Origin of the sequence: Micromonospora sp. NPDC000207 (assembly GCF_040300925.1) — a bacterium.
Lineage (GTDB): Bacteria > Actinomycetota > Actinomycetes > Mycobacteriales > Micromonosporaceae > Micromonospora.
In genome coordinates this window covers 1-20,517 of sequence record NZ_JBEPEQ010000104.1, presented here as the reverse complement: position 1 = coordinate 20,517, position 20,517 = coordinate 1, and the positions used below count along the sequence as shown (strand labels likewise).

Sequence of the window (20,517 nt, the reverse complement as noted above, 5' to 3'; positions counted from 1 at the left end):
GGGTGCCGGTGCCCGACGAGTGGCGGCCGACCGGACCCGGTGGCGACAGGTCGGCCGAGGGCCGGCCCGCCGGGGAGCCCGACGCGGGCCGCCGTAACCGGCATCAGCGTCCCGCCGACACCTACGGCCCGCCCGGGCCGGACGAGGCCGGCCGATGGTGATCCGACCCGATGTGGGTGGTCACTTGTCGATGTCGCCGACCACGAAGAACATCGACCCGAGGATGGCGATCAGGTCCGGCACCAGGCAGCCGGGCAGGAGGGTGGCCAGGGCCTGGACGTTCGCGTACGACGCGGTGCGCAGCTTGAGCCGCCAGGGGGTCTTCTCCCCGCGTGAGACCAGGTAGTACCCGTTGATCCCGAGCGGGTTCTCGGTCCACGCGTAGGTGTGCCCCTCTGGTGCCTTCACCACCTTCGGCAGCCGGGTGTTGATCGGCCCGGTGAGCCGGTCCACCCGGTCCAGGCACTGGTCGGCGAGGTCCAGCGAGGCGTACACCTGGTCGAGGAGGACCTCGAACCGGGCGTGGCAGTCCCCGGCGGTCCGGGTCACCACCGGGACCTCCAGCTCGTCGTAGGCCAGGTACGGCTCGTCCCGGCGCAGGTCCAGGTCGAGCCCGCTGGCGCGGGCCACCGGTCCGGACGCCCCGAACGCCGCCGCCTCGGCGGCGGTGAGGACCCCCACCCCGACCGTACGGGCCAGGAAGATGTCGTTGCGTCGGATCAGGTCGTCCAGGTCGGGCAGGCTGCGGCGGACCTCGCCGATGGCGGCGCGGGCCCGGCCGGTCCACCCGGCGGGGACCTCCTCCTTGAGCCCACCCACCCGGTTGAACATGTAGTGGATCCGGCCGCCGGAGACCTCCTCCATCACCGCCTGGAGGGTCTCCCGTTCCCGGAACGCGTAGAACATCGGGGTGATGGCCCCGATCTCCAGCGGGTACGACCCGAGGAACATCAGGTGGTTGAGCACCCGGTTCAGCTCGGCGAGGAGCATCCGCAGCCAGGTGGCCCGCTCGGGCACCTCCATGCCCATCAACCGTTCGACGGCGAGCACCACACCCAGCTCGTTGGAGAACGCGGAGAGCCAGTCGTGCCGGTTGGCCAGCACGATGATCTGCCGGTAGTCGCGGACCTCGAAGAGCTTCTCGGCCCCCCGGTGCATGTACCCGACGACCGGCTCCGCGGAGAGCACCCGCTCGCCGTCGAGCACCAGCCTCAGCCGGAGCACACCGTGGGTGGAGGGGTGTTGGGGGCCGATGTTGAGCACCATGTCGGCGCCGAGCTGTTCTCCGCCCGCACCGGTGCCGACTGTCAGCTCGCGGAGGTCACCGGCGTCCGTGGTCATGTCCGTCATCGTGCCACGAACCGATCACCGTCGACGCCGACCGGTTGCCGGAGCCACCAGTGGCCGCCGAGCCCGGACGGGTCGGTCAGTTCGGCAGCCGCCCCGGCGGCGGCGAGGGCGCGGACGTACCCGGCGGGGTCGGTCGAGGCCAGGGCGAGGGGCGGACGGCGACCGTCGACCCCGAGCGACCGCAGCGCCTCCCCCTGGGTGACCAGGGAGTACGGCTTCCCGGCGACCGCCGCCCCGGCCGCCGCGACGGAGTCGACAGCGACGTGCGCCGTGACGTCGCAGGACCCGTCCGGCACGGGGCGTACCTGCCGGCCGTCGCGGTACCCGGTGAGGCTGCCCTGGCCGGGTCGGGCCTCGCCCAGGTGTCCGTAGTCGACGGCCAGGGCCATCCCCCGGTCGAGGCGGCGTACCGCGTCGGCCCAGGCCTCGTCGCGGCTGCGGCCGATCTCGGCCCGCTCGCCGACCACCCGACGGGGCCACCACGCGTCCAGCCACTCGGCGTCCGGTGGGTCGACAGGCCCGCCGAGGGTCTCCTCCCCGGTCACCGGATCGACGAGCAGGTACCGCCAACCGTCGTCGGTCCACCCGGCCACGTCCAGCGCGACGTTGTCCAGCCACTCGGTGGCGACGAGGAGCCCGGTGATCCCGGCGGGGATCGTGTCCACCCAGCCGATCTCGGGCGGCAGGCCGGTGGGTCGGGGGGCCAGTTCCACGGCGGTGAACCGGATCCGGTCCGCAGGTGGCGGGCGTCGGCCGAGCAGTGCGACGAGCAACTCGCCACGCCCGGCGCCGACGTCGACCACGTCCAGCCGTTCGGGACGGCCCAACGCGGCGTCGACCCGGTCGATCAGGCGCGCCAGGGCGGTCGCGACGATCGGGGAGGCGTTGACGCTGGTCCGGAAGTGGTCGGCCGGCCCGCCACCTGTGACGAAGAACCCGCCGGGCGCGTAGAGCGCCCGCGTCGTCGCCGCCCGCCACCGCGTCGGCGTCGGGGTCTTCTCGTCGTACGCGGGCTGCCGGTTCGCGTTCGGGGACAGCTGGTGGGTGGGGGCCCCTTCGGGGGCGTAAGACGATGACAAGGGGCCCTTCCTGACAGCGGTGAAGGTTTTCACATGTACTTGGTCGGGGTCGGTGACGGCGGAGCATACTGGCGGTTGACCGGTACCCCTTCGAGAGGACTGGATCATCGCTATGAGCGCCCCGTCGCGTCCGCGTACGGCCGCCCCGCAGCGGGCCGTCGTGTCCCCGGGTTCCCCATCCTCCCCCACCGCACGGCTCACCGTCGGCGTCGTCGGGGCCGGTCGGGTCGGTGCCGTCCTGGGGGCCGCACTGGCCGCCGCCGGGCACCGGGTGACCGCCGTCTCCGGGACGTCGGGGGCGAGCCGGGCCCGCGCCGCACTGCTGTTGCCGCAGACCCCGCACCGGTCACCGTACGCGGTGGCCCGGGACGCCGCCGACCTGTTGCTGGTCGCGGTACCCGACGACGCGCTGGCCGGGGTGGTCGCCGACCTCGCCGCCGCCGGGGCGCTGCACCCGGGCCAGGTGGTCGCGCACACCTCCGGCGCACACGGCCTGGACGTGCTGGCAGCGGCCACCGCCGTCGGTGCCCGGCCACTCGCCCTGCACCCGGCGATGACGTTCACCGGCTCCCCCGACGACCTGGGTCGCCTTCCCGGCATCTCGTACGGGGTCACCGCCGACGTGGGGTTGCGGCCCTTGGCGGTCAGGCTGGTCGCCGACCTCGGTGGTGTGCCGGAGTGGGTCGACGAGGCGGATCGGGCGCTCTACCACGCGGCGCTCGCCCACGGGGCCAACCATCTGGTTACCCTCGTCAACGAGGCCGCCGACGGGCTCCGCAACGCCGGGGTGGCCCACCCGGAGAAGGTGTTGGCCCCTCTGCTGGGGGCAGCCCTGACCAACGCGCTGCGCCTCGGTGACGCCGCGCTGACCGGTCCGGTCTCCCGGGGCGACGCGGGTACGGTCCGTCGGCACCTGGACCGGCTGGGGGCGACCGCCCCGGACTCCGTACCGGCGTATCTGGCGTTGGCCCGACGCACCGCGGACCGGGCCATAGCGGCCGGTCGGCTGCGTCCCCGGGACGCCGAGTCCCTGCTCGACGTGCTGGCCGCGAACGAGGTGGCGGCATGAGCGAGCGGAGCGAGCGAATCGTCGGCGCTGACGCCCACGCCGTGCCGAGCGGAGCGAGGTGACGGTGTGAGCGAGCGGAGCGAGCGAATCGTCGGCGCTGATGTCCGTGCCGACGCCGAGCGGCGCGAGGTGGCGGCATGAGCGAGCTTGCGCACACCCGGGCGGAGTTGGCGGCGGCCCGGAGTCGGTTGACCGGGCGGGTCGGCGTGGTGATGACCATGGGGGCCCTGCACGAGGGGCACGAGGCCCTGATCCGGGCGGCCCGGGAACAGGCCGACCGGGTCCTGGTGACGATCTTCGTCAACCCGCTCCAGTTCGGCCCGGGTGAGGACTTCGACAGGTACCCGCGGACCATCGAGACGGACCTGGAGATCTGCCGCCGGGCCGGGGCCGACCTGGTCTTCGCCCCGTCGGCCGCGCAGATGTATCCCGGAGGCGAGCCGGGTGTCCGGGTGTCACCGGGCCCGCTCGGCGACGACCTGGAGGGGCTGAGCCGACCGGGCTTCTTCCACGGTGTGCTGACAGTGGTGCTGAAGCTGCTCCACCTCACCCGGCCGGACCTGGCGTTCTTCGGGGAGAAGGACTACCAGCAGTTGGCTCTGATCCGGCAGATGGTCGCCGACCTCGACGTACCTGTCGAGATCGTCGGCGTCCCCACCGTCAGGGAGTCGGACGGGCTGGCTCTGTCCAGCCGGAACCGGTACCTCACCTCCGATCAGCGGATGGCAGCCCTGAGCCTCTCCGCCGCTCTGCGGGCCGGTGCCGAGGCGGCCGAGGCGGGCCGCGACGGCGGGGCGGTCCTCGCCGCCGCCCACCGGGCCTTCGCCGCCGGTGATCCGGCGACGAAGCTCGACTACCTGGTCCTCACCGATCCCGCCCTGGAGCCGGGGCCGGTCGTCGGCCCGGCCCGGCTGCTGGTGGCGGCCTGGGTGGGCGACGTCCGACTGATCGACAACGCGGCGATCCGGCTCGACCCGCGTCCCTGACCCTCGTCACACGATCTCGTGGAAGGCACCCTGATGTTTCGCACCATGCTCAAGTCGAAGATCCACCGTGCCACCGTGACCCAGGCCGACCTGCACTACGTCGGTTCGGTGACTGTGGACCAGGACCTGCTCGACGCCGCCGACCTGCTGCCCGGCGAGCAGGTGGCGATCGTGGACATCACCAACGGTGCCCGGCTGGAGACGTACGTGATCCCGGGGGAGCGGGGCACCGGCGTGATCGGGATCAACGGTGCCGCCGCCCACCTGGTGCACCCCGGTGACCTGGTCATCCTGATCTCGTACGGGCAGATGGACGACGCGCAGGCGCGCTCGTACCAGCCCCGGGTGGTGCACGTCGACGCGGAGAACCGGGTGATCGAGTTGGGCGGCGACCCGTCGGCAGCGGTGCCCGGGCTGGTCGGCGATCCGGTCCGCCCCGAACACGCTGTGGCCGTCTGACCTGGGCTCGTCCGATGTCGGGTAGCGGCCCGCGAATCCGCTCTGTCACCAGGTGCACATCTGCGGTTACCCTGGACCCTCTCGTGGGGGCTGGTGGCTGGGGGAGGCCGCGGTGCGCAGTGCGAGGAGGGCTGTACTGGCGACGGTGGTCGCGACGGTCGTCCTGACCGGGTGTGCCGCCACCGTCGGCGGCGACGGCGACCTGGTCGACGACTGGGGGGCGCTGCCCGCCGCGACCCCGTTCACCCCGGCGGCCGAGGTCTGCCACCCGGGGGACTTCACCGAGGTGGTCGGGCCGGCCACCTACCAGCCTGTCGACTGTGCCGTCCCGCACCGCCTGGAGACCGTGCACGTGGGCACCTTCACGGCCGACCGCCCGGAGCCGCCGACGGTGGGCTCGGTCGAGCTGCGCGGGGCCTTCGCCGAGTGTGACGTCCGGGCCACCGGCTACCTGGGTGACGAGTGGCGGGGTGCCCGGCTCCGGCTCGGGGTGGCGTTGCCCTCGGTGGTCGGGTGGGGAGGCGGGGCCCGGTGGTTCCGGTGTGACCTCACCGAGTTGACCACTGTGGAGGCAGCCGGTGCTCCGGTGACCCGGAGCGCAAGCCTGCGGGGTGCGCTCCGTGGCCCGTCCCCGCTGAGGTTGGGCTGCCAGCAGGCGAGCACGATCCGAGGCGGCCGGGTCACCGCGCTGACCCCGGTGAACTGCGACAAGCGGCACAACGCGGAGTACGCGGGGGTGTTCCGGGCACCGGAGGCGCCGTACCCGACCCGGGATCGGGACTGGGCCCCCGTCTACACCGGGTGCCGGTCGGTCCTCGCGCGGTATGCGGGCGTACCCGAGGATCGTCTGTTGCCGTTGCGCACCGACGTGGTGGTGCGTCCGCCGTCGGCGGGGCGGTGGCGGGCCGGCGACCGGGGCGTCCGCTGCTACCTCTGGCTGAGTCAGCGATCGGTGTCCGGTTCGTTGAAGGGGGTGGGGACAGCGGGCCTTCCGCCCCGGACCCGGTAGCGCCCGACCGCAGGGACGAAGCACGTGACACCTGCCAGAGGCACCTGTGGCGGACATCGTTGCCGGGAACACTCACCTCGGCCCCGGCTGCCCGGCCGCCGGTTCGGCGGGGTTGACTGTGCCCATGGACTCCTCGCCCCTGGACCTGCCGAGACTCCCCGGACTGCTGGCGGCGCCCGCTCCCGGGTGGGTGGAGACCACCGACGTGATCGTGGTCGGTTCGGGGGTCGCCGGTCTCACCGCCGCGCTGCATCTGCGCGAGGCGGGGCTGCACGTCACAGTGGTGACGAAGGTCGACATCGACGAGGGGTCGACCCGCTGGGCGCAGGGCGGCATCGCAGCGGTCCTGGACCCCCACGACACCCCGGCGGCGCACGCCTCGGACACCGAGGTCGCCGGGGTGGGGCTCTGCGACCCGGCGGCGGTGGGGGTCCTGGTGGAGGAGGGGCCGACCCGGCTGCGGGAGTTGATGCGGATCGGCGCGGAGTTCGACCGCCACCCGGACGGTTCGCTGATGCTCACCCGGGAGGGGGGCCACCGGGCCGACCGGATCGTGCACGCGGGCGGGGACGCCACCGGCGCCGAGGTGCAGCGGGCGTTGCACGCCGCGGTCCGGCGCGATCCGTGGATCCGCCTGTTCGAGCACGCCCTCGTGCTGGACCTGCTCCGGGCCCCGGGGGACGGTCCGGACGGTCTCGGCCCGGCGTGTGGGGTCACCCTGCACGTGCTCGGCGAGGGCAGCGAGGACGGGGTGGGTGCCATCCTGTCCCGGGCGGTGGTGCTGGCCACCGGCGGGATGGGGCAGATCTTCGCCGCCACCACCAACCCGGCGGTGTCGACCGGGGACGGGGTGGCGCTTGCGATGCGCGCCGGGGCGGCCGTGACCGACGTGGAGTTCGTCCAGTTCCACCCGACGGCGTTGATCGTCCCGCCGCAGGCCCGGGTGGCCGGGGCCGCCCTGGCCCAGCAGCCGCTGGTCTCCGAGGCGCTACGGGGGGAGGGCGCCCACCTGGTCGACGCCGGGGGCCGGCGGTTCATGCTCGGTCGGCACGAACTGGCCGAGCTGGCTCCCCGGGACGTTGTCGCCAAGGGCATCCACCAGGTCCTGCTGGCCGACGGCGTCGACCACGTCTACCTCGACGCCCGTCGCCTGGGCGGCGACTACCTGGCCAAGCGGTTCCCCACCATCGTCGCATCCTGCCTGGCGATCGGGGTGGACCCGGCCGCCGACCTGATCCCGGTCGCCCCGGCCGCCCACTACGCCTCCGGCGGGGTCCGGACCGACCTGCGCGGCCGGACCTCCATTCCCGGCCTGTACGCCTGTGGAGAGGTCGCCTGCACCGGTGTCCACGGGGCGAACCGGTTGGCCAGCAACTCGTTGCTGGAGGGGTTGGTCTTCTCTCGGCGGATTGCCGAGGAGATCGCCACCGGACTGCCCGACCAGGTGCAACCGGCCCCGACGGGGGCCTGGACCGGCGGGGCCGGTTGGGTGGTGCCGGCCGAGGTGACGGCACCCCTGCAAAGGGCGATGACCAGGGGCGCCGGGGTGCTCCGCTCGGCCGACACCCTCACCGGGACCGCCGCCGCCCTGACCGACCTGGGGACGGGACGGGGCCGACCCCGGACCGCCGACTGGGAGGCGACGAACCTGATCACCGTGGGTTCGGCGCTGGTCGCCGCCGCGTACCTGCGCCAGGAGACCCGGGGGTGTCACTGGCGGGAGGACTTCCCGACGGCCCGGGACCGGTGGCTCGGCCATCTGGTCGGCGCGATCGACCCGCAGGGGCGGTTGACGCAACGGTGGGAGGGGTCCGCATGATCACGGGGCGGGGACGGTACCGGTGGCGGGCGCCGCAGCGACGAACCGAGACGGAGGCACGGTGAGGCAGTCGACGGAGCAGATGTTGCGGTCCGGCGGGTTGGACCCGGACCGGGTGCGTCGGGTGATCGAGGACGCGTTGATCGAGGATCTCGGCCCGGAGGTGCTCGACGTCACCAGCGTCGCCACGATCGGTGCCGACCAGACCGACACCGCAGACCTGGTGGCCCGGGCGGGCGGGGTGGTGGCCGGGCTGGCCGTGGCGGCTGCGGTCTTCGAGACGGTGGCCGAGGTGGCGGCCGGGGCGACCGAGGACGGGACCGGGGCGGTCGAGGTGTCGGTGCTGGCCGCCGACGGCGAGCGGGTGGCCCGGGGTGACGTCCTGGCCACTGTGACCGGGCCGACCCGGTTGTTGCTCACCGCCGAGCGGACCGCCCTCAACCTGCTCTGCCGGATGTCCGGGGTGGCGACCCACACCCGGGCCTGGGCCGACGCGCTGGTCGGCACCAAGGCGATGGTGTTGGACACCCGCAAGACCACCCCCGGCCTGCGGACGCTGGAGAAGTACGCGGTCCGCGCCGGTGGCGGCACCAACAAGCGGATGGGCCTGTACGACGTCGCGATGATCAAGGACAACCACAAGCTGGCCGCCGGTGGGGTCGCCGCCGCCTACCGTCGGGTCCGGGAGGCGTTCCCGCTGGTGCCGGTGCAGGTCGAGGTGACCACGGTGGCCGAGGCGGTGGAGGCGGTGGAGGCCGGGGCGGACTTCCTGCTCTGCGACAACATGACCCCGGCCGTGCTGACCGAGGTGGTGACCGCAGTGGGTGACCGGGCCGAGTTGGAGGCCACCGGCGGTCTGACCCTGGAGGTGGCCGGCGAGTACGCGGCGACCGGGGTGGACTACCTGTCGGTCGGCGCGCTGACCCACTCGTCGCCGATCCTGGACGTGGCGATGGACCTGCGACGGCGGTGACGGCCGGCGCGTTGTCTAGGCTTCGCAACGTGCTGCTCTGCATCGACATCGGAAACACCAACACCGTGCTGGCGACCTTCGCCGGTGACAAGCTGGTGCACTCCTGGCGGATCAAGACCGACGCCCGGTCCACCGCCGACGAACTGGGCCTGATGTTCCGGGGCCTGCTCGCGGGGGACGCCGTCGAGATCACCGGGGTCGCCGCGTGCTCCACGGTTCCGGCAGCGCTGCGGTCGCTGCGGAACATGCTGGAGCGCTACTACGGCGACCTGCCCAGCGTCATCGTCGAGCCGGGGGTCCGCACCGGGGTGCAGCTGGCCATCGACAACCCGAAGGAGGTGGGCGCGGACCGGGTGGTGAACACCCTCGCCGCGTACACCCTCTACGGGGGGCCGTCGATCGTGGTCGACTTCGGCACCACCACCAACTTCGACGTGGTGAGCGGTCGGGGGGAGTTCCTGGGCGGTGCGTTCGCCCCGGGCATCGAGATCTCCTTCGACGCGCTCGCCGCCCGCGCCGCCCAGCTGCGCAAGGTCGAGGCGACCCGGCCCCGTTCGGTGATCGGCAAGAACACCGTCGAGTGTCTGCAGTCCGGGCTGTACTTCGGGTTCGCCGGTCAGGTGGACCGGATCGTCGAGCGGATGGCCGAGGAGCTGGGCGGGGTGCAGGCGGTCATCGCCACCGGCGGACTGGCCTCCCTGGTGATGGGGGAGTGTCGGAGTATCACCCACCACGAGCCGATGATCACTCTGATCGGCCTGCGCATGGTCTACGAGCGCAACACCTGAAACGGTGTGCGCGAAGGCCCCGTCGGTGCTTGAGTACGCTCGGGGGCTGACCCCCTGGAATCCGTAGCTGAGGAAGCGTGCCGTGACCGAGCAGAAGCCCGTGCCAGTCGATCCCGCCGACGACCTTCCCGAGCAGATGAAGGTCCGCCGGGAGAAGCGGGACCGGATGCTCGCCGAGGGCGTGGAGCCCTACCCGCTCGGGTATCCCCGGACCAGCACCCTGGCCCGGGTCCGGGCGGACTACGCCGAGCTCGAGACCGACACCGCCACCGGGGACCGGGTTTCGGTCACCGGCCGGGTGATCTTCGTACGGAACACCGGGAAGCTCTGTTTCGCGACCCTGCGGGACGGCGACGGCACCGAGTTGCAGGCGATGCTCTCCCTGGACCGGGTCGGTGCCGACCGGCTGGAGGACTGGAAGCGACTGGTCGACCTGGGTGACCACGTGGGCGTCACCGGCGAGGTGATCACCAGCCGTCGGGGTGAGCTGTCGGTGCTCGTCGAGCAGTGGGCGATCACCGCGAAGGCGCTGCGTCCGCTGCCGGTGGCGCACAAGCCGCTGAGCGAGGAGGCCCGGGTCCGGCAGCGCTACGTCGACCTGGTCGTCCGCCCGCAGGCGCGGCAGATGGTCCGTACCCGGGCCACCACCGTACGGAGCCTCCGCGACACTCTGCACGGAGACGGCTACATCGAGGTGGAGACCCCGATGCTGCAGTTGCTGCACGGCGGCGCGGCGGCCCGGCCATTCGTGACCCACAGCAATGCGTTGGGTACTGATCTGTATCTCCGAATCGCCCCGGAACTGTTTCTCAAGCGCGTCGTGGTGGGTGGCGTCGACCGGGCGTTCGAGATCAACCGTAACTTCCGTAATGAAGGCGTCGACTCTTCGCACTCGCCGGAGTTCGCCATGCTGGAGGCATACCAGGCGTACGGCGACTACGACACCATGGCCGCGCTGACGCAGAATCTGGTGCAGCAGGCGGCGATCGCCGTGGGCGGGTCGACGGTGGTGACCCACGCCGACGGCCAGGAGTTGGACCTGGGCGGGCAGTGGCGGTCGGTGACCCTGTTCGGGGTGCTCTCCGAGGCGCTCGGCGAGGAGGTCACAGTCCGGACCGAGCGGTCCCGCCTGGTCGAGTACGCCGACAAGGTCGGCCTGGCCGTGGACCCGAAGTGGAGTGCGGGCAAGCTGGCCGAGGAGCTGTTCGAGGAGCTGGTCGTGCCCGGCCTGCGGGAGCCGACCTTCATCCGCGACTACCCGGAGGAGACCAGCCCCCTGACCCGGGCGCACCGCAGTGAGCCGGGACTGGCCGAGAAATGGGACCTTTACGTACTCGGATTCGAGCTGGGTACTGCGTACTCCGAGCTCGTCGACCCGGTCGTGCAGCGCGAGCGGCTGATGGCGCAGGCCCAGCTGGCGGCCCGTGGGGACGACGAGGCGATGCGGCTGGACGAGGACTTTCTCCGGGCCATGGAGTACGGAATGCCGCCGGCCGGGGGTATGGGAATGGGAATCGACCGGCTGTTGATGGCGCTCACCGGGCTCGGAATTCGGGAAACGATCCTCTTCCCGTTGGTGCGGCCGGAGTAGTTCGACGGTGGCCCGGCCGACTTTTCTGCCCGTCCTATTGACGGGGGAAGCATCGAACGGGCTATTGTGCTTCCTGCAGGAGACCCTGCTGGAAAGGATTGTTGCGACGTGGCCAAGCAGATCATTCACAAGCTGGTCGATGACCTGGACGGCGGGGACGCCGAAGAGACCGTCAAGTTCGCCCTGGATGGCGTTCAGTACGAGATCGACCTGTCGAAATCCAATGCCGAACAATTGCGTGACGCATTCGCCCGGTACGTTGCCGCCGGCACGAAGGTGGGCCGGGGCGGCGTGGTGGTCGGGGGTCGGGCTGCCCGTGGTCGGGGCGGGGCGACCGCCGACCGCGAGCAGAACCGGGCGATCCGGGACTGGGCCAAGAAGGCGGGCAAGGACATCTCCGACCGGGGGCGTATCCCGCAGGAGATCGTCGACGAGTACCACGCGAAGCGCTGACGCGGGCGGCACGACGCCCAGCGCCGACCTCTCCACGCCGAGTGTCGCTCGGACGTGGCGGGCGAGACCGACGCCGGACCGGAGACCTCTCCGGGCCGGCGTCGGTCTCGTAGGTCCCACCCACCCCCCGGCCGGGCGTCGGCCTGGCCGGCCCGCTCCGGTCTCGTCGGTCCGATCTCCGGTTTCGTCGGTCCGATCTCCGGTTTCGTCGGTCCGATATCCGGTCTCGTCGGTCCGATATCCGGGCGGGGTCGCCTCCGGCCGGGGCGGACGGGAAGAACCAGGGCCGGACCGACGTTGTCCACAGCCGGTGGAGAGTCTGTCCACAGCCTGTGGACAACGCCCTCGGCCCGGATCGGTCCCGCTCTGCGGGCGGACGGAATTTCGCTCTCCGCGTAGCGGGGGAGTCCCCGGAACACCGTCTGAGCGTGGACGGTTGGATGAAACGACGCGTACCTGGGCGCTGGCGGTGGCACACGACCTCAGCGGAGTCGGTCCGCGGCGATAGAGTAATGAGGCAAGGACGCCCGTCCGGACGTCCGCGCACCGGCCCCGCCGAGATCTGACCATCAAGGCGCACGGCACGTGAGGAGCACGAGGGCATGTTCGAGCGGTTCACCGACCGAGCGCGACGGGTTGTCGTCCTGGCCCAAGAAGAGGCCCGGATGCTCAACCACAACTACATCGGTACGGAGCACATCCTGCTGGGTCTGATCCACGAGGGTGAGGGCGTCGCGGCCAAGGCTCTGGAGAGCCTGGGCATCTCCCTGGAGGGCGTCCGCCAGCAGGTCGAGGAGATCATCGGCCAGGGCCAGCAGGCGCCGAGCGGGCACATCCCGTTCACGCCGCGGGCGAAGAAGGTGCTGGAGCTGTCGCTGCGTGAGGCGCTGCAGCTCGGCCACAACTACATCGGTACGGAGCACATCCTGCTCGGCCTGATCCGCGAGGGCGAGGGTGTGGCCGCCCAGGTGCTGGTGAAGCTCGGTGCCGACCTGAACCGGGTCCGCCAGCAGGTGATCCAGCTGCTCTCCGGCTACCAGGGCAAGGAGCCGGCCGCCGCCGGCGCCGCCCCGGGGGAGGCCGCTCCCTCGACCAGCCTGGTGCTGGACCAGTTCGGCCGGAACCTGACCCAGGCCGCCCGGGAGGGCAAGCTCGACCCGGTGATCGGGCGCGAGAAGGAAATCGAGCGGGTCATGCAGGTGCTCTCCCGCCGTACCAAGAACAACCCGGTCCTGATCGGTGAGCCCGGCGTCGGCAAGACCGCCGTGGTGGAGGGGCTCTCCCAGAAGATCATCAAGGGTGAGGTCCCCGAGACCCTCAAGGACAAGCAGCTCTACACCCTCGACCTCGGTGCCCTGGTCGCCGGGTCTCGTTACCGGGGTGACTTCGAGGAGCGTCTGAAGAAGGTCCTCAAGGAGATCCGTACCCGGGGTGACATCATCCTGTTCATCGACGAAATCCACACCCTGGTGGGTGCGGGTGCCGCCGAGGGGGCGATCGACGCGGCGAGCATCCTCAAGCCGATGCTGGCTCGGGGCGAGCTCCAGACCATCGGCGCGACCACCCTCGACGAGTACCGCAAGCACCTGGAGAAGGACGCCGCGCTGGAGCGCCGGTTCCAGCCCATCCAGGTGGGCGAGCCGTCGCTGGCGCACACCATCGAGATCTTGAAGGGTCTGCGGGATCGGTACGAGGCGCACCACCGGGTGAGCATCACCGACGCCGCGCTGGTGGCGGCGGCGACGCTGGCCGACCGGTACATCTCCGACCGGTTCCTGCCGGACAAGGCGATCGACCTGATCGACGAGGCCGGGGCCCGAATGCGGATCCGTCGGATGACCGCGCCGCCGGACCTGCGGGACTTCGACGAGCGGATCGCCCAGGTCCGTCGGGACAAGGAGTCCGCGATCGACGCGCAGGACTTCGAGCGGGCCGCGCAGCTGCGGGACAAGGAGAAGCAGTTGCTCGGCCAGAAGGCCCAGCGGGAGAAGGAGTGGAAGGCCGGTGACCTGGACGTCGTCAGCGAGGTCGACGACGAGCAGATCGCCGAGGTCCTCGGCAACTGGACCGGTATCCCGGTCTACAAGCTGACCGAGGAGGAGACCTCCCGTCTCCTGCGCATGGAGGACGAGCTGCACAAGCGCGTCATCGGTCAGGAGGACGCGGTCAAGGCGGTCTCGAAGGCGATCCGGCGTACCCGGGCCGGCCTGAAGGACCCGAAGCGTCCGTCCGGGTCGTTCATCTTCGCCGGTCCGTCCGGTGTCGGTAAGACCGAGCTGTCCAAGGCCCTCGCCGAGTTCCTGTTCGGCAGCGAGGACGCCCTGATCCAGCTGGACATGTCCGAGTTCCACGACCGGTACACGGTCTCCCGGCTGGTCGGTGCCCCGCCCGGATACGTCGGCTACGACGAGGGTGGTCAGCTCACCGAGAAGGTGCGGCGTCGGCCGTTCTCGGTGGTCCTCTTCGACGAGATCGAGAAGGCCCACCCGGACGTGTTCAACACCCTCCTGCAGATCCTGGAGGACGGGCGGCTCACCGACGGTCAGGGTCGGATCGTGGACTTCAAGAACACGGTCATCATCCTGACCACCAACCTGGGCACCCGGGACGTGGCCAAGGCCGTCTCGCTTGGTTTCCAGGCGTCGGAGGACTCCGACTCCAACTACGACCGGATGAAGCAGAAGGTCAACGACGAGCTCAAGCAGCACTTCCGGCCGGAGTTCCTCAACCGGATCGACGACACCATCGTCTTCCACCAGCTCCGCCAGAACGAGATCCTCTCGATCGTGGACATCATGATCCAGCGGATCGAGGGCCAGCTCCGGAACAAGGACATGGGTCTGGAGCTGACCGACAACGCCAAGAAGTACCTGGCGAAGAAGGGCTTCGACCCGGTCCTCGGGGCCCGTCCCCTGCGTCGCACGATCCAGCGCGACATCGAGGACAACCTCTCCGAGCGGATCCTGTTCAACGAGCTGACCCCGGGTCAGATCGTCGTGGTGGACTGCGAGGGCGACCCGGAGGACATCGACAAGTCCAAGCTCGTCTTCAAGGGTGCGGAGAAGCCGGTCGAGGTGCCGGACGCCGTCCCCGCCGACCTGGGTGGCACCGCCGCCGCAGGTGCTGACGAGTGACCAGTACGCACGCCTGAGCGCAGGCACGGACGACGGGATCGGCCCGGCGGTACTCCACCGCCGGGCCGGTCCCGTCTCACGCTCCGGAGAGCGGACGTCCGGCAGCGGACAGCCGGCAAGCGGACGTCCGGCAGCGGACAGCCGACAGAATGTTCGGCAGTGGTGTCGGAGAGCGGGTGTCCGGGTGGTGGACATCCGACGACGGGTGTCGGACGGCGGGATCAGACGACAGTGGGAGCGGGCGGGCCGCCGTCGCCGGCCAACCGGAACGAGGACTCGTCGACCGGTTCGACCAGACCGTCGGTGACCAGCCCGGCGAGCGCCCGAGCCCGCTGGACGTCGTCCGCCCAGACCTGGTCCAGACGTTGGCGGGGTACCGGGCCGACGGTCTCCCGCAGTACGCCGAGCAGGAGTCCGCGTACCTGCCGGTCGGTGCCGGCGTACTGCTGGGGGCGGCGGGTCGGCCCGGTCGGGGCCGGGCGGCCGGCGGCCAACCAGGCGCAGGTCGACGCCACCGGACACCTGTCGCAACGGGGTGACCGGGCCACGCAGAGCACCGCCCCCAACTCCATGATCGCGGCGCTGGCCAGGGCGGCGTCGGCCGGCGCGACCGGGAGGAGTTCCTCGGTGGCGACCAGGTCGGCGGGACGGGTGGCGGGACCGGCGTCCGGCTCCCCGGCGATCGCCCGGCAGACCACCCGTCGGACGTTGGTGTCCACCACCGGGTGTCGCTGCCCGAAGGCGAAGGCGGCGACAGCCCGCGCCGTGTAGGTCCCCACCCCCGGCAGGGCCAGCAGCTGGTCCAGCCGTTGCGGGACCTCGCCACCGTGCCGTTCGACGATCGCCACGGCGCAGTCCCGTAACCGGATCGCCCGGCGGGGGTAGCCGAGCCGCCCCCACATCCGGATCGCCTCGGCGGGGGTGTCGGCGGCGAGCGCGGCCGGGGTCGGCCACCGGGCCAGCCACTCCTGCCAGGCGGGCACCACCCGTACGACCGGGGTCTGCTGGAGCATGACCTCGCTGACCAGGATGGCCCAGGGGGTGACCTCGGGACGGCGCCACGGCAGGTCCCGGGCGTGCTCTTCGTACCACCGACTGACCAGGGTGGCGAACGTTTGCTCAGACATCGCGTCAGTGATGATGTCACGCGCTCCGCCGAGGGCGACGGGACCGGTTCCTCTCCGGCACGTGTGCTGGTCGGGCGGGGGTAGTCGCCGGGTCGCCGGGCGGTTCGGGGAGAATGCCCGGATGAACCAGCTCGCGATCACCGTCATCGGCCGGGACCGGCCCGGCATCGTGGCCGACGTCGCCGAGGTGCTCGCCCGCCTCGGTGCGAACCTCACCGACTCCACCATGACCCGCCTGCGCGGACAGTTCGCGATGACCCTCATCTGCGTCGGTCCGACCGCCGCCGAGGCCGAGGCCGCGCTGGGTCCACTCGCCGCCGACGGACACCTGCTGGCCACCGTCCGCGCTGTCGTCGGGGACGGTGAGGTGGCACCGACCGGTGAGCCGTACGTGTTGACGGTGCACGGTGCCGACCGGATGGGCATCGTGGCCGCGACGACCAGGGTGCTCGCCGACGTCGGCGGCAACGTCACCGATCTGAGCACCCGGCTGTCCGGGTCCCTCTACGTGGTGGTGGCCGAGGTGGACCTCCCGCCGGGTGCCGCCGACGAGGTGGCCGGGGAACTGGGCCGGACCGCCGCCGAGTTGGGTGTCGAGGCCACCCTCCGACCGGTCGACACGGATCTGCTGTGAGCGGGCTCGGCGACTGGACACCGGAGACGCTGGGGGTGCCGGGTGAGGTACGCCCGGTGGTGACCGCTCCCGAGGCGGTGCTGAGTCGGGCCGGTACCGAGGTCGACCCGACCGCCCCGGAGACGGTACGCCTCGCTGCGGACCTGATCGCCACGATGCGGGTCTCCCCGGGCTGCGTCGGGCTGGCGGCCCCGCAGATCGGGGTCTCCGCGCAGGTCTTCGCTGTGGACGTGACCGGTCACGCCAAGGCCGTCACCCTGCACGGTGTCTTCGTCCTGTGCAACGCCCGGGTCGTCGAGGCCACCCGGTGGAAGGCCGCCAGGGAGGGCTGCATGTCGGTGCCCGACCTGACCGGTGACGTCAAGCGGGCCAGCCGCCTCGTGGTGGAGGGTGAACTGCCGGGGACCGGCCGGACGGTCCGGCTGACCACCGACGCGTTCGAGGCCCGTGCGTTGCAACACGAGATCGACCACTGCGCGGGGAAGCTCTTCCTGGACCGGGTCGCCGGCGCACACGCCGTCCACCAGCGCAAGGTCTACCTGTGACGGGTTCGGCCCGACCTGGTGACGCACCGCCCGGCACGGTCGTGAGTGGAAGGTCGACGCGGTGAGGGTCGGCCGGTCCGGCGCGTCGTGTCGGACGCGGATGCAGCGCGCCGTTACGGTGGGGACATCATGCGTCTGACGGTCGGTCCCCTGCCATCCGCCGTTTACTGGCGGCGTCGCGCCGTCGTGCTCGGCGCGATCATCCTGCTCCTGGTTGTCCTGCTGTATTCCTGTAGCCGGTCGGAGAACACGGCCGGCCCGGACGGTGGTGCGTCTCCGTCCGCCCCTGCCCCGGGGGAGTCGGTGACGACTCCGCAGACCGGCTCGCCCTCCGACGGTCCGGACGGCGGGGCGCCGGGCGGACCCGGTGGCGGGCAGGACGACGGTGGCTCCGGTGGCCCGGACGACGGTGCCGGGGCTCCGGGTGGTGCGGGTGAACCCGGCGCCGGGAATCCGGGGGGCGGGGGAGACCCGGGCGGCTCCGGTGACTCGGGTTCGGGTGGACCGGGCGCCGCGCCGGGAGGCTCGGGGGTGCCTGCGTTGGCACCCGGAGGCGCGGACGCCTGCACCGACCAGGAGATCCAGGTGACGCCGGTGGCGGCCCCGGAGCGGCCCCAGCGGGGCACTGTGGTCAACCTCCAGATCAAGATCAAGAACGTCTCGGGTCGGACCTGCACCCGGGACGTCGGTGCCGACGCCCAGGAGCTGTACCTCAAGTCCGGTGCCGAGAAGATCTGGTCCTCCGACACCTGCGGGACCGCCAAGGGGGTCGACGTCCAGTCCTTCACCCCCGGCTTCGAACGCTCCTACCAGGTGGCGTGGAACGGCCGGGAGGCCAGCCGCTGCGGGGAGGGCGTGGCCGCCGGAGAGTTCGCGGCAGCCGGCACGTACCAGCTCTTCGGCAGGCTCTCCACGAAGCTCAGTGAGCCGGTGAAGCTGACAGTCGTCAGCTGACCCAATCGGCCTCGACAGGTCGTCAGCTGACCCCGTCGGACCCCGGGGCGGAGACTCCCGCCCCGGTCAGACGTACCGCTCCAGGATCGAGGCCTCGGCCAGCCGGGACAGCCCCTCGCGGACCCCTCGGGCCCGGGCGTCACCGACCCCCTCGACGGCCTGGAGGTCCTCGACCGTCGCCCCGAGCAGCCGTTGCAGGCTGCCGAAGTGCAGGACCAGCCGGTCGACGATCGCCACCGGCAGCCGTGGCACCTTCGCCAGCAGCCGGAAACCACGCGGGCTGACGGCGGCGTCCAGGGCGTCCGAGGCGGACGGGTAGCCGATCGCCTTCGCCACCGCGACCAGGTCGATCAGCTCGGTCGCACCGAGCAGGTCCAGCTCGACCAGAGCCTCGTCCAGCGTCCGCGACCGGCGGCCGGTTGGCAGGTAGTCCCGGATGACGAGGGTGCGGTCGGCGTCCACACCCGCCATCAGCTCGTCCAGCTGGAGCGCGAGCAACCGGCCGTCGGTGCCCAGCTCGACGACGTACCCGGCGATCTCGTCGGCGATCCGGCGGACCATCTCCAGCCGCTGCACCACGGCGACCGCGTCCCGGACGGTGACCAGGTCCTCGATCTCCAGGGCGGAGAGGGTCCCGGAGACCTCGTCGAGACGGAGTTTGTACCGTTCCAGGGTGGCCAGGGCCTGGTTCGCCCGGGACAGGATCGCCGCCGAGTCGTCGAGCACGTGCCGTTGACCGTTGACGTAGAGGCTGATGATCCGCATCGACTGGCTCACCGAGATGACCGGGTAGCCGGCCTGCCGGGCGACCCGCTCGGCGGTACGGTGCCGGGTGCCGGACTCCTCGGTCGGGATGGACGGGTCGGGCATCAGGTGCACGGCGGCCCGCACGATCCGGGTGCCGTCGCTGGAGAGCACCACAGCACCGTCCATCTTGCACAGCTCCCGGACCCGGGTGGCGGAGAACTCCACGTCCAGCGGGAAGCCGCCGGTGCAGATTCCCTCCACCACCTTGTCGTAACCGAGCACGATCAGCGCACCGGTCCGGCCGCGCAGGATGCGTTCCAGCCCGTCCCGGAGCGCGGTGCCGGGAGCCATCAGGGCGAGGTTGGCCCGCAGCGGATCGCCGGCACCGCCGGCCGCCCCGGTCACGCTGACGCTGATCGGGCGGGCGGGCGTCCCCACGGCACCCGTGCGGACGTGGGTTGTCGCGCCGGCAGGCTTGGTGGCATCGCGGTCGATCGGCACGGGCACAGTCTACGGACTGCCCTGCGTTCGGTGCTGTCGCGGTTACTGTGATGTGTCCCCTGACCGGCGGAGATCACCCTGCGGACGCCCGGGCGGCGGCCTGCAACGCGGACCGGAGATCGGCGGCCTCGACCACGCGCATGTTCGCCGGGCCCGCTCCGGCCGAGTCGGGTCCGCACCCGGGCGGCACGATGGCGAACCGGAATCCGAGTCGGGCCGCCTCGGCCAGCCGACGGGGCACCGCCCCGACCCGGCGTACCTCACCGGTCAGACCGACCTCGCCGATCGCCACCAGGTGCGGGTCGACGGCCAGGTTGAGCCCTCCGGACGCGACGGCGAGGGCGACAGCCAGGTCGGCGGCCGGTTCCACCACCCGGATGCCGCCCACCGTGGCGGCGAAGACCTCCCGGTCGTGCAGTGTCAACCGCTCGGTACGCCGTTGCAGCACCGCCAGCACCATCGCCAGCCGGGCCCCGTCGAGCCCGGAGACGGTCCGGCGGGGTGAACCGGCCACCGTCGCCCCGATCAGCGCCTGGACCTCGGTGACCAGGGCCCGGCGGCCCTCCATCGCCACCGTCACGCAGGTCCCCGGCACCGGCTCGGAGTAGCGGGTCAGGAACAGCCCGGACGGGTCGGCCAGACTGCTGATCCCCCCCTCGTGCATCTCGAAGCAGCCCACCTCGTCGGCGGCGCCGAACCGGTTCTTCACCCCGCGCACCATCCGCAGCGAGGAGTGCTTGTCCCCCTCGAAGTGCAGCACGACGTCGACCAGGTGTTCCAGCACCCGGGGACCGGCCACCTGACCGTCCTTGGTCACGTGGCCGACGAGCACCGTGGCGATTCCGCGCTCCTTGGCCACAGCGACCAGCGCGGCGGTGACCGCCCGCACCTGGGTCACCCCACCCGGCACCCCCTCGGTGCCGGTGGTGGAGATGGTCTGTACGGAGTCGAGCACCAGCAGCCCCGGCTCGACCGCGTCCAGGTGGCCGAGGACGGCGCTCAGGTCGCTCTCGGCGGCCAGGTAGAGCTGCTCGTGCAGGGCACCCATCCGCTCGGCCCGCAGGCGTACCTGGCTGACCGACTCCTCGCCGCTGACCACCAGGGACGGGCTGCCCGCCCCGGCCGCCCACTGTTGGGCCACGTCCAGCAGCAGGGTCGACTTGCCGACGCCGGGCTCGCCCGCCAACAGGACCACCGCGCCGGGGACCAGGCCGCCACCGAGCACCCGGTCCAGCTCGCTGACACCGGTCGGCCGGGCGCGGGCCGGGGCGGCCGCCCGCCGCGTCGCCGGTTCGACGC

18 protein-coding genes are annotated in these 20,517 nt (G+C 71.9%); 13 read left to right on the top strand and 5 right to left on the bottom strand.

Annotated features, from left to right (window positions below):
* Positions 1 to 180 precede the first annotated feature (180 nt).
* Together ABT336_RS22055 and ABT336_RS22050 are read right to left on the bottom strand one after the other, a co-directional pair.
* Complete coding sequence (locus ABT336_RS22055) at positions 181 to 1,350, bottom strand: NADH-quinone oxidoreductase subunit D (RefSeq protein ID WP_350898583.1); 1,170 nt, start codon at positions 1,348 to 1,350, stop codon at positions 181 to 183.
* The gene (locus tag ABT336_RS22050; protein WP_350898585.1) at positions 1,347 to 2,387 is read right to left on the bottom strand and encodes an SAM-dependent methyltransferase; all 1,041 of its coding nucleotides are present in this window, start codon (positions 2,385 to 2,387) and stop codon (positions 1,347 to 1,349) included. The genes ABT336_RS22055 and ABT336_RS22050 overlap by 4 nt, the downstream gene beginning before the upstream one ends.
* A 154-nt stretch (positions 2,388 to 2,541) precedes the next feature.
* Between ABT336_RS22050 and ABT336_RS22045 the strand changes: the two genes are divergently transcribed.
* The 10 genes from ABT336_RS22045 to ABT336_RS22000 all read left to right on the top strand — a co-directional run bounded on the left by ABT336_RS22045 (position 2,542) and on the right by ABT336_RS22000 (position 14,710).
* A complete protein-coding gene (locus tag ABT336_RS22045; protein ID WP_350898581.1) occupies positions 2,542 to 3,498 on the top strand; it encodes a Rossmann-like and DUF2520 domain-containing protein in 957 nt (318 codons plus the stop codon).
* 137 nt (positions 3,499 to 3,635) lie between these two features.
* The gene (gene panC, locus ABT336_RS22040) at positions 3,636 to 4,484 is read left to right on the top strand and encodes a pantoate--beta-alanine ligase (protein ID WP_350898579.1); all 849 of its coding nucleotides are present in this window, start codon (positions 3,636 to 3,638) and stop codon (positions 4,482 to 4,484) included.
* Positions 4,485 to 4,517: 33 nt separating this feature from the next.
* The gene (gene panD / locus ABT336_RS22035) at positions 4,518 to 4,943 is read left to right on the top strand and encodes an aspartate 1-decarboxylase (protein WP_350898578.1); all 426 of its coding nucleotides are present in this window, start codon (positions 4,518 to 4,520) and stop codon (positions 4,941 to 4,943) included.
* 112 nt (positions 4,944 to 5,055) lie between these two features.
* A complete protein-coding gene (locus tag ABT336_RS22030; protein ID WP_350898576.1) occupies positions 5,056 to 5,952 on the top strand; it encodes a septum formation family protein in 897 nt (298 codons plus the stop codon).
* Between the two features lie 124 nt (positions 5,953 to 6,076).
* Positions 6,077 to 7,771, top strand: coding sequence for an L-aspartate oxidase (locus ABT336_RS22025; protein WP_350898574.1), 1,695 nt, complete (start codon positions 6,077 to 6,079; stop codon positions 7,769 to 7,771).
* An 82-nt stretch (positions 7,772 to 7,853) separates the two neighbouring features.
* Positions 7,854 to 8,744, top strand: coding sequence for a carboxylating nicotinate-nucleotide diphosphorylase (nadC, locus tag ABT336_RS22020; RefSeq protein WP_502891233.1), 891 nt, complete (start codon positions 7,854 to 7,856; stop codon positions 8,742 to 8,744).
* Positions 8,745 to 8,773: 29 nt separating this feature from the next.
* Positions 8,774 to 9,532 (top strand): type III pantothenate kinase, encoded by a 759-nt coding sequence (locus tag ABT336_RS22015; RefSeq protein WP_350898570.1) that lies wholly within the window; start codon positions 8,774 to 8,776, stop codon positions 9,530 to 9,532.
* An 82-nt stretch (positions 9,533 to 9,614) separates the two neighbouring features.
* A complete protein-coding gene (gene lysS / locus ABT336_RS22010; RefSeq protein WP_350898568.1) occupies positions 9,615 to 11,123 on the top strand; it encodes a lysine--tRNA ligase in 1,509 nt (502 codons plus the stop codon).
* A gap of 108 nt (positions 11,124 to 11,231) precedes the next feature.
* Positions 11,232 to 11,576, top strand: a complete 345-nt coding sequence (locus ABT336_RS22005; RefSeq protein WP_350898566.1) for a histone-like nucleoid-structuring protein Lsr2 — start codon at positions 11,232 to 11,234, stop codon at positions 11,574 to 11,576.
* A gap of 602 nt (positions 11,577 to 12,178) precedes the next feature.
* A complete protein-coding gene (locus tag ABT336_RS22000; RefSeq protein WP_350898564.1) occupies positions 12,179 to 14,710 on the top strand; it encodes an ATP-dependent Clp protease ATP-binding subunit in 2,532 nt (843 codons plus the stop codon).
* A 221-nt stretch (positions 14,711 to 14,931) separates the two neighbouring features.
* Here ABT336_RS22000 and ABT336_RS21995 read toward each other — a convergent pair whose 3' ends face one another.
* Entirely contained in the window at positions 14,932 to 15,837 is a 906-nt protein-coding gene (locus tag ABT336_RS21995) for an iron-sulfur binding domain-containing protein (protein ID WP_350898562.1), read from the bottom strand.
* Positions 15,838 to 15,958: 121 nt separating this feature from the next.
* On the opposite strand from ABT336_RS21995, the gene ABT336_RS21990 reads away from it, so the two are divergent.
* The 3 genes from ABT336_RS21990 (at position 15,959) to ABT336_RS27590 (ending at position 17,970) form a co-directional block, all read left to right on the top strand.
* A complete protein-coding gene (locus tag ABT336_RS21990; protein ID WP_350898560.1) occupies positions 15,959 to 16,471 on the top strand; it encodes a glycine cleavage system transcriptional repressor in 513 nt (170 codons plus the stop codon).
* On the top strand, positions 16,468 to 17,016 hold the full coding sequence (locus tag ABT336_RS21985) for a peptide deformylase (RefSeq protein WP_350898558.1): 549 nt from the start codon (positions 16,468 to 16,470) through the stop codon (positions 17,014 to 17,016). Before ABT336_RS21990 ends, ABT336_RS21985 begins: the two co-directional genes overlap by 4 nt.
* A 531-nt stretch (positions 17,017 to 17,547) precedes the next feature.
* On the top strand, positions 17,548 to 17,970 hold the full coding sequence (locus ABT336_RS27590; protein WP_502891232.1) for a hypothetical protein: 423 nt from the start codon (positions 17,548 to 17,550) through the stop codon (positions 17,968 to 17,970).
* A 66-nt stretch (positions 17,971 to 18,036) separates the two neighbouring features.
* Here ABT336_RS27590 and disA read toward each other — a convergent pair whose 3' ends face one another.
* Together disA and radA are read right to left on the bottom strand one after the other, a co-directional pair.
* Positions 18,037 to 19,218 carry a DNA integrity scanning diadenylate cyclase DisA gene (gene disA, locus ABT336_RS21975; RefSeq protein WP_350898554.1) on the bottom strand — a complete coding sequence of 394 codons (1,182 nt, stop codon included), beginning with the start codon at positions 19,216 to 19,218 and terminating at the stop codon, positions 18,037 to 18,039.
* A 73-nt stretch (positions 19,219 to 19,291) separates the two neighbouring features.
* The coding region (radA, locus tag ABT336_RS21970) for a DNA repair protein RadA (protein WP_350898552.1) at positions 19,292 to 20,517 on the bottom strand (1,226 nt) is incomplete at its 5' end.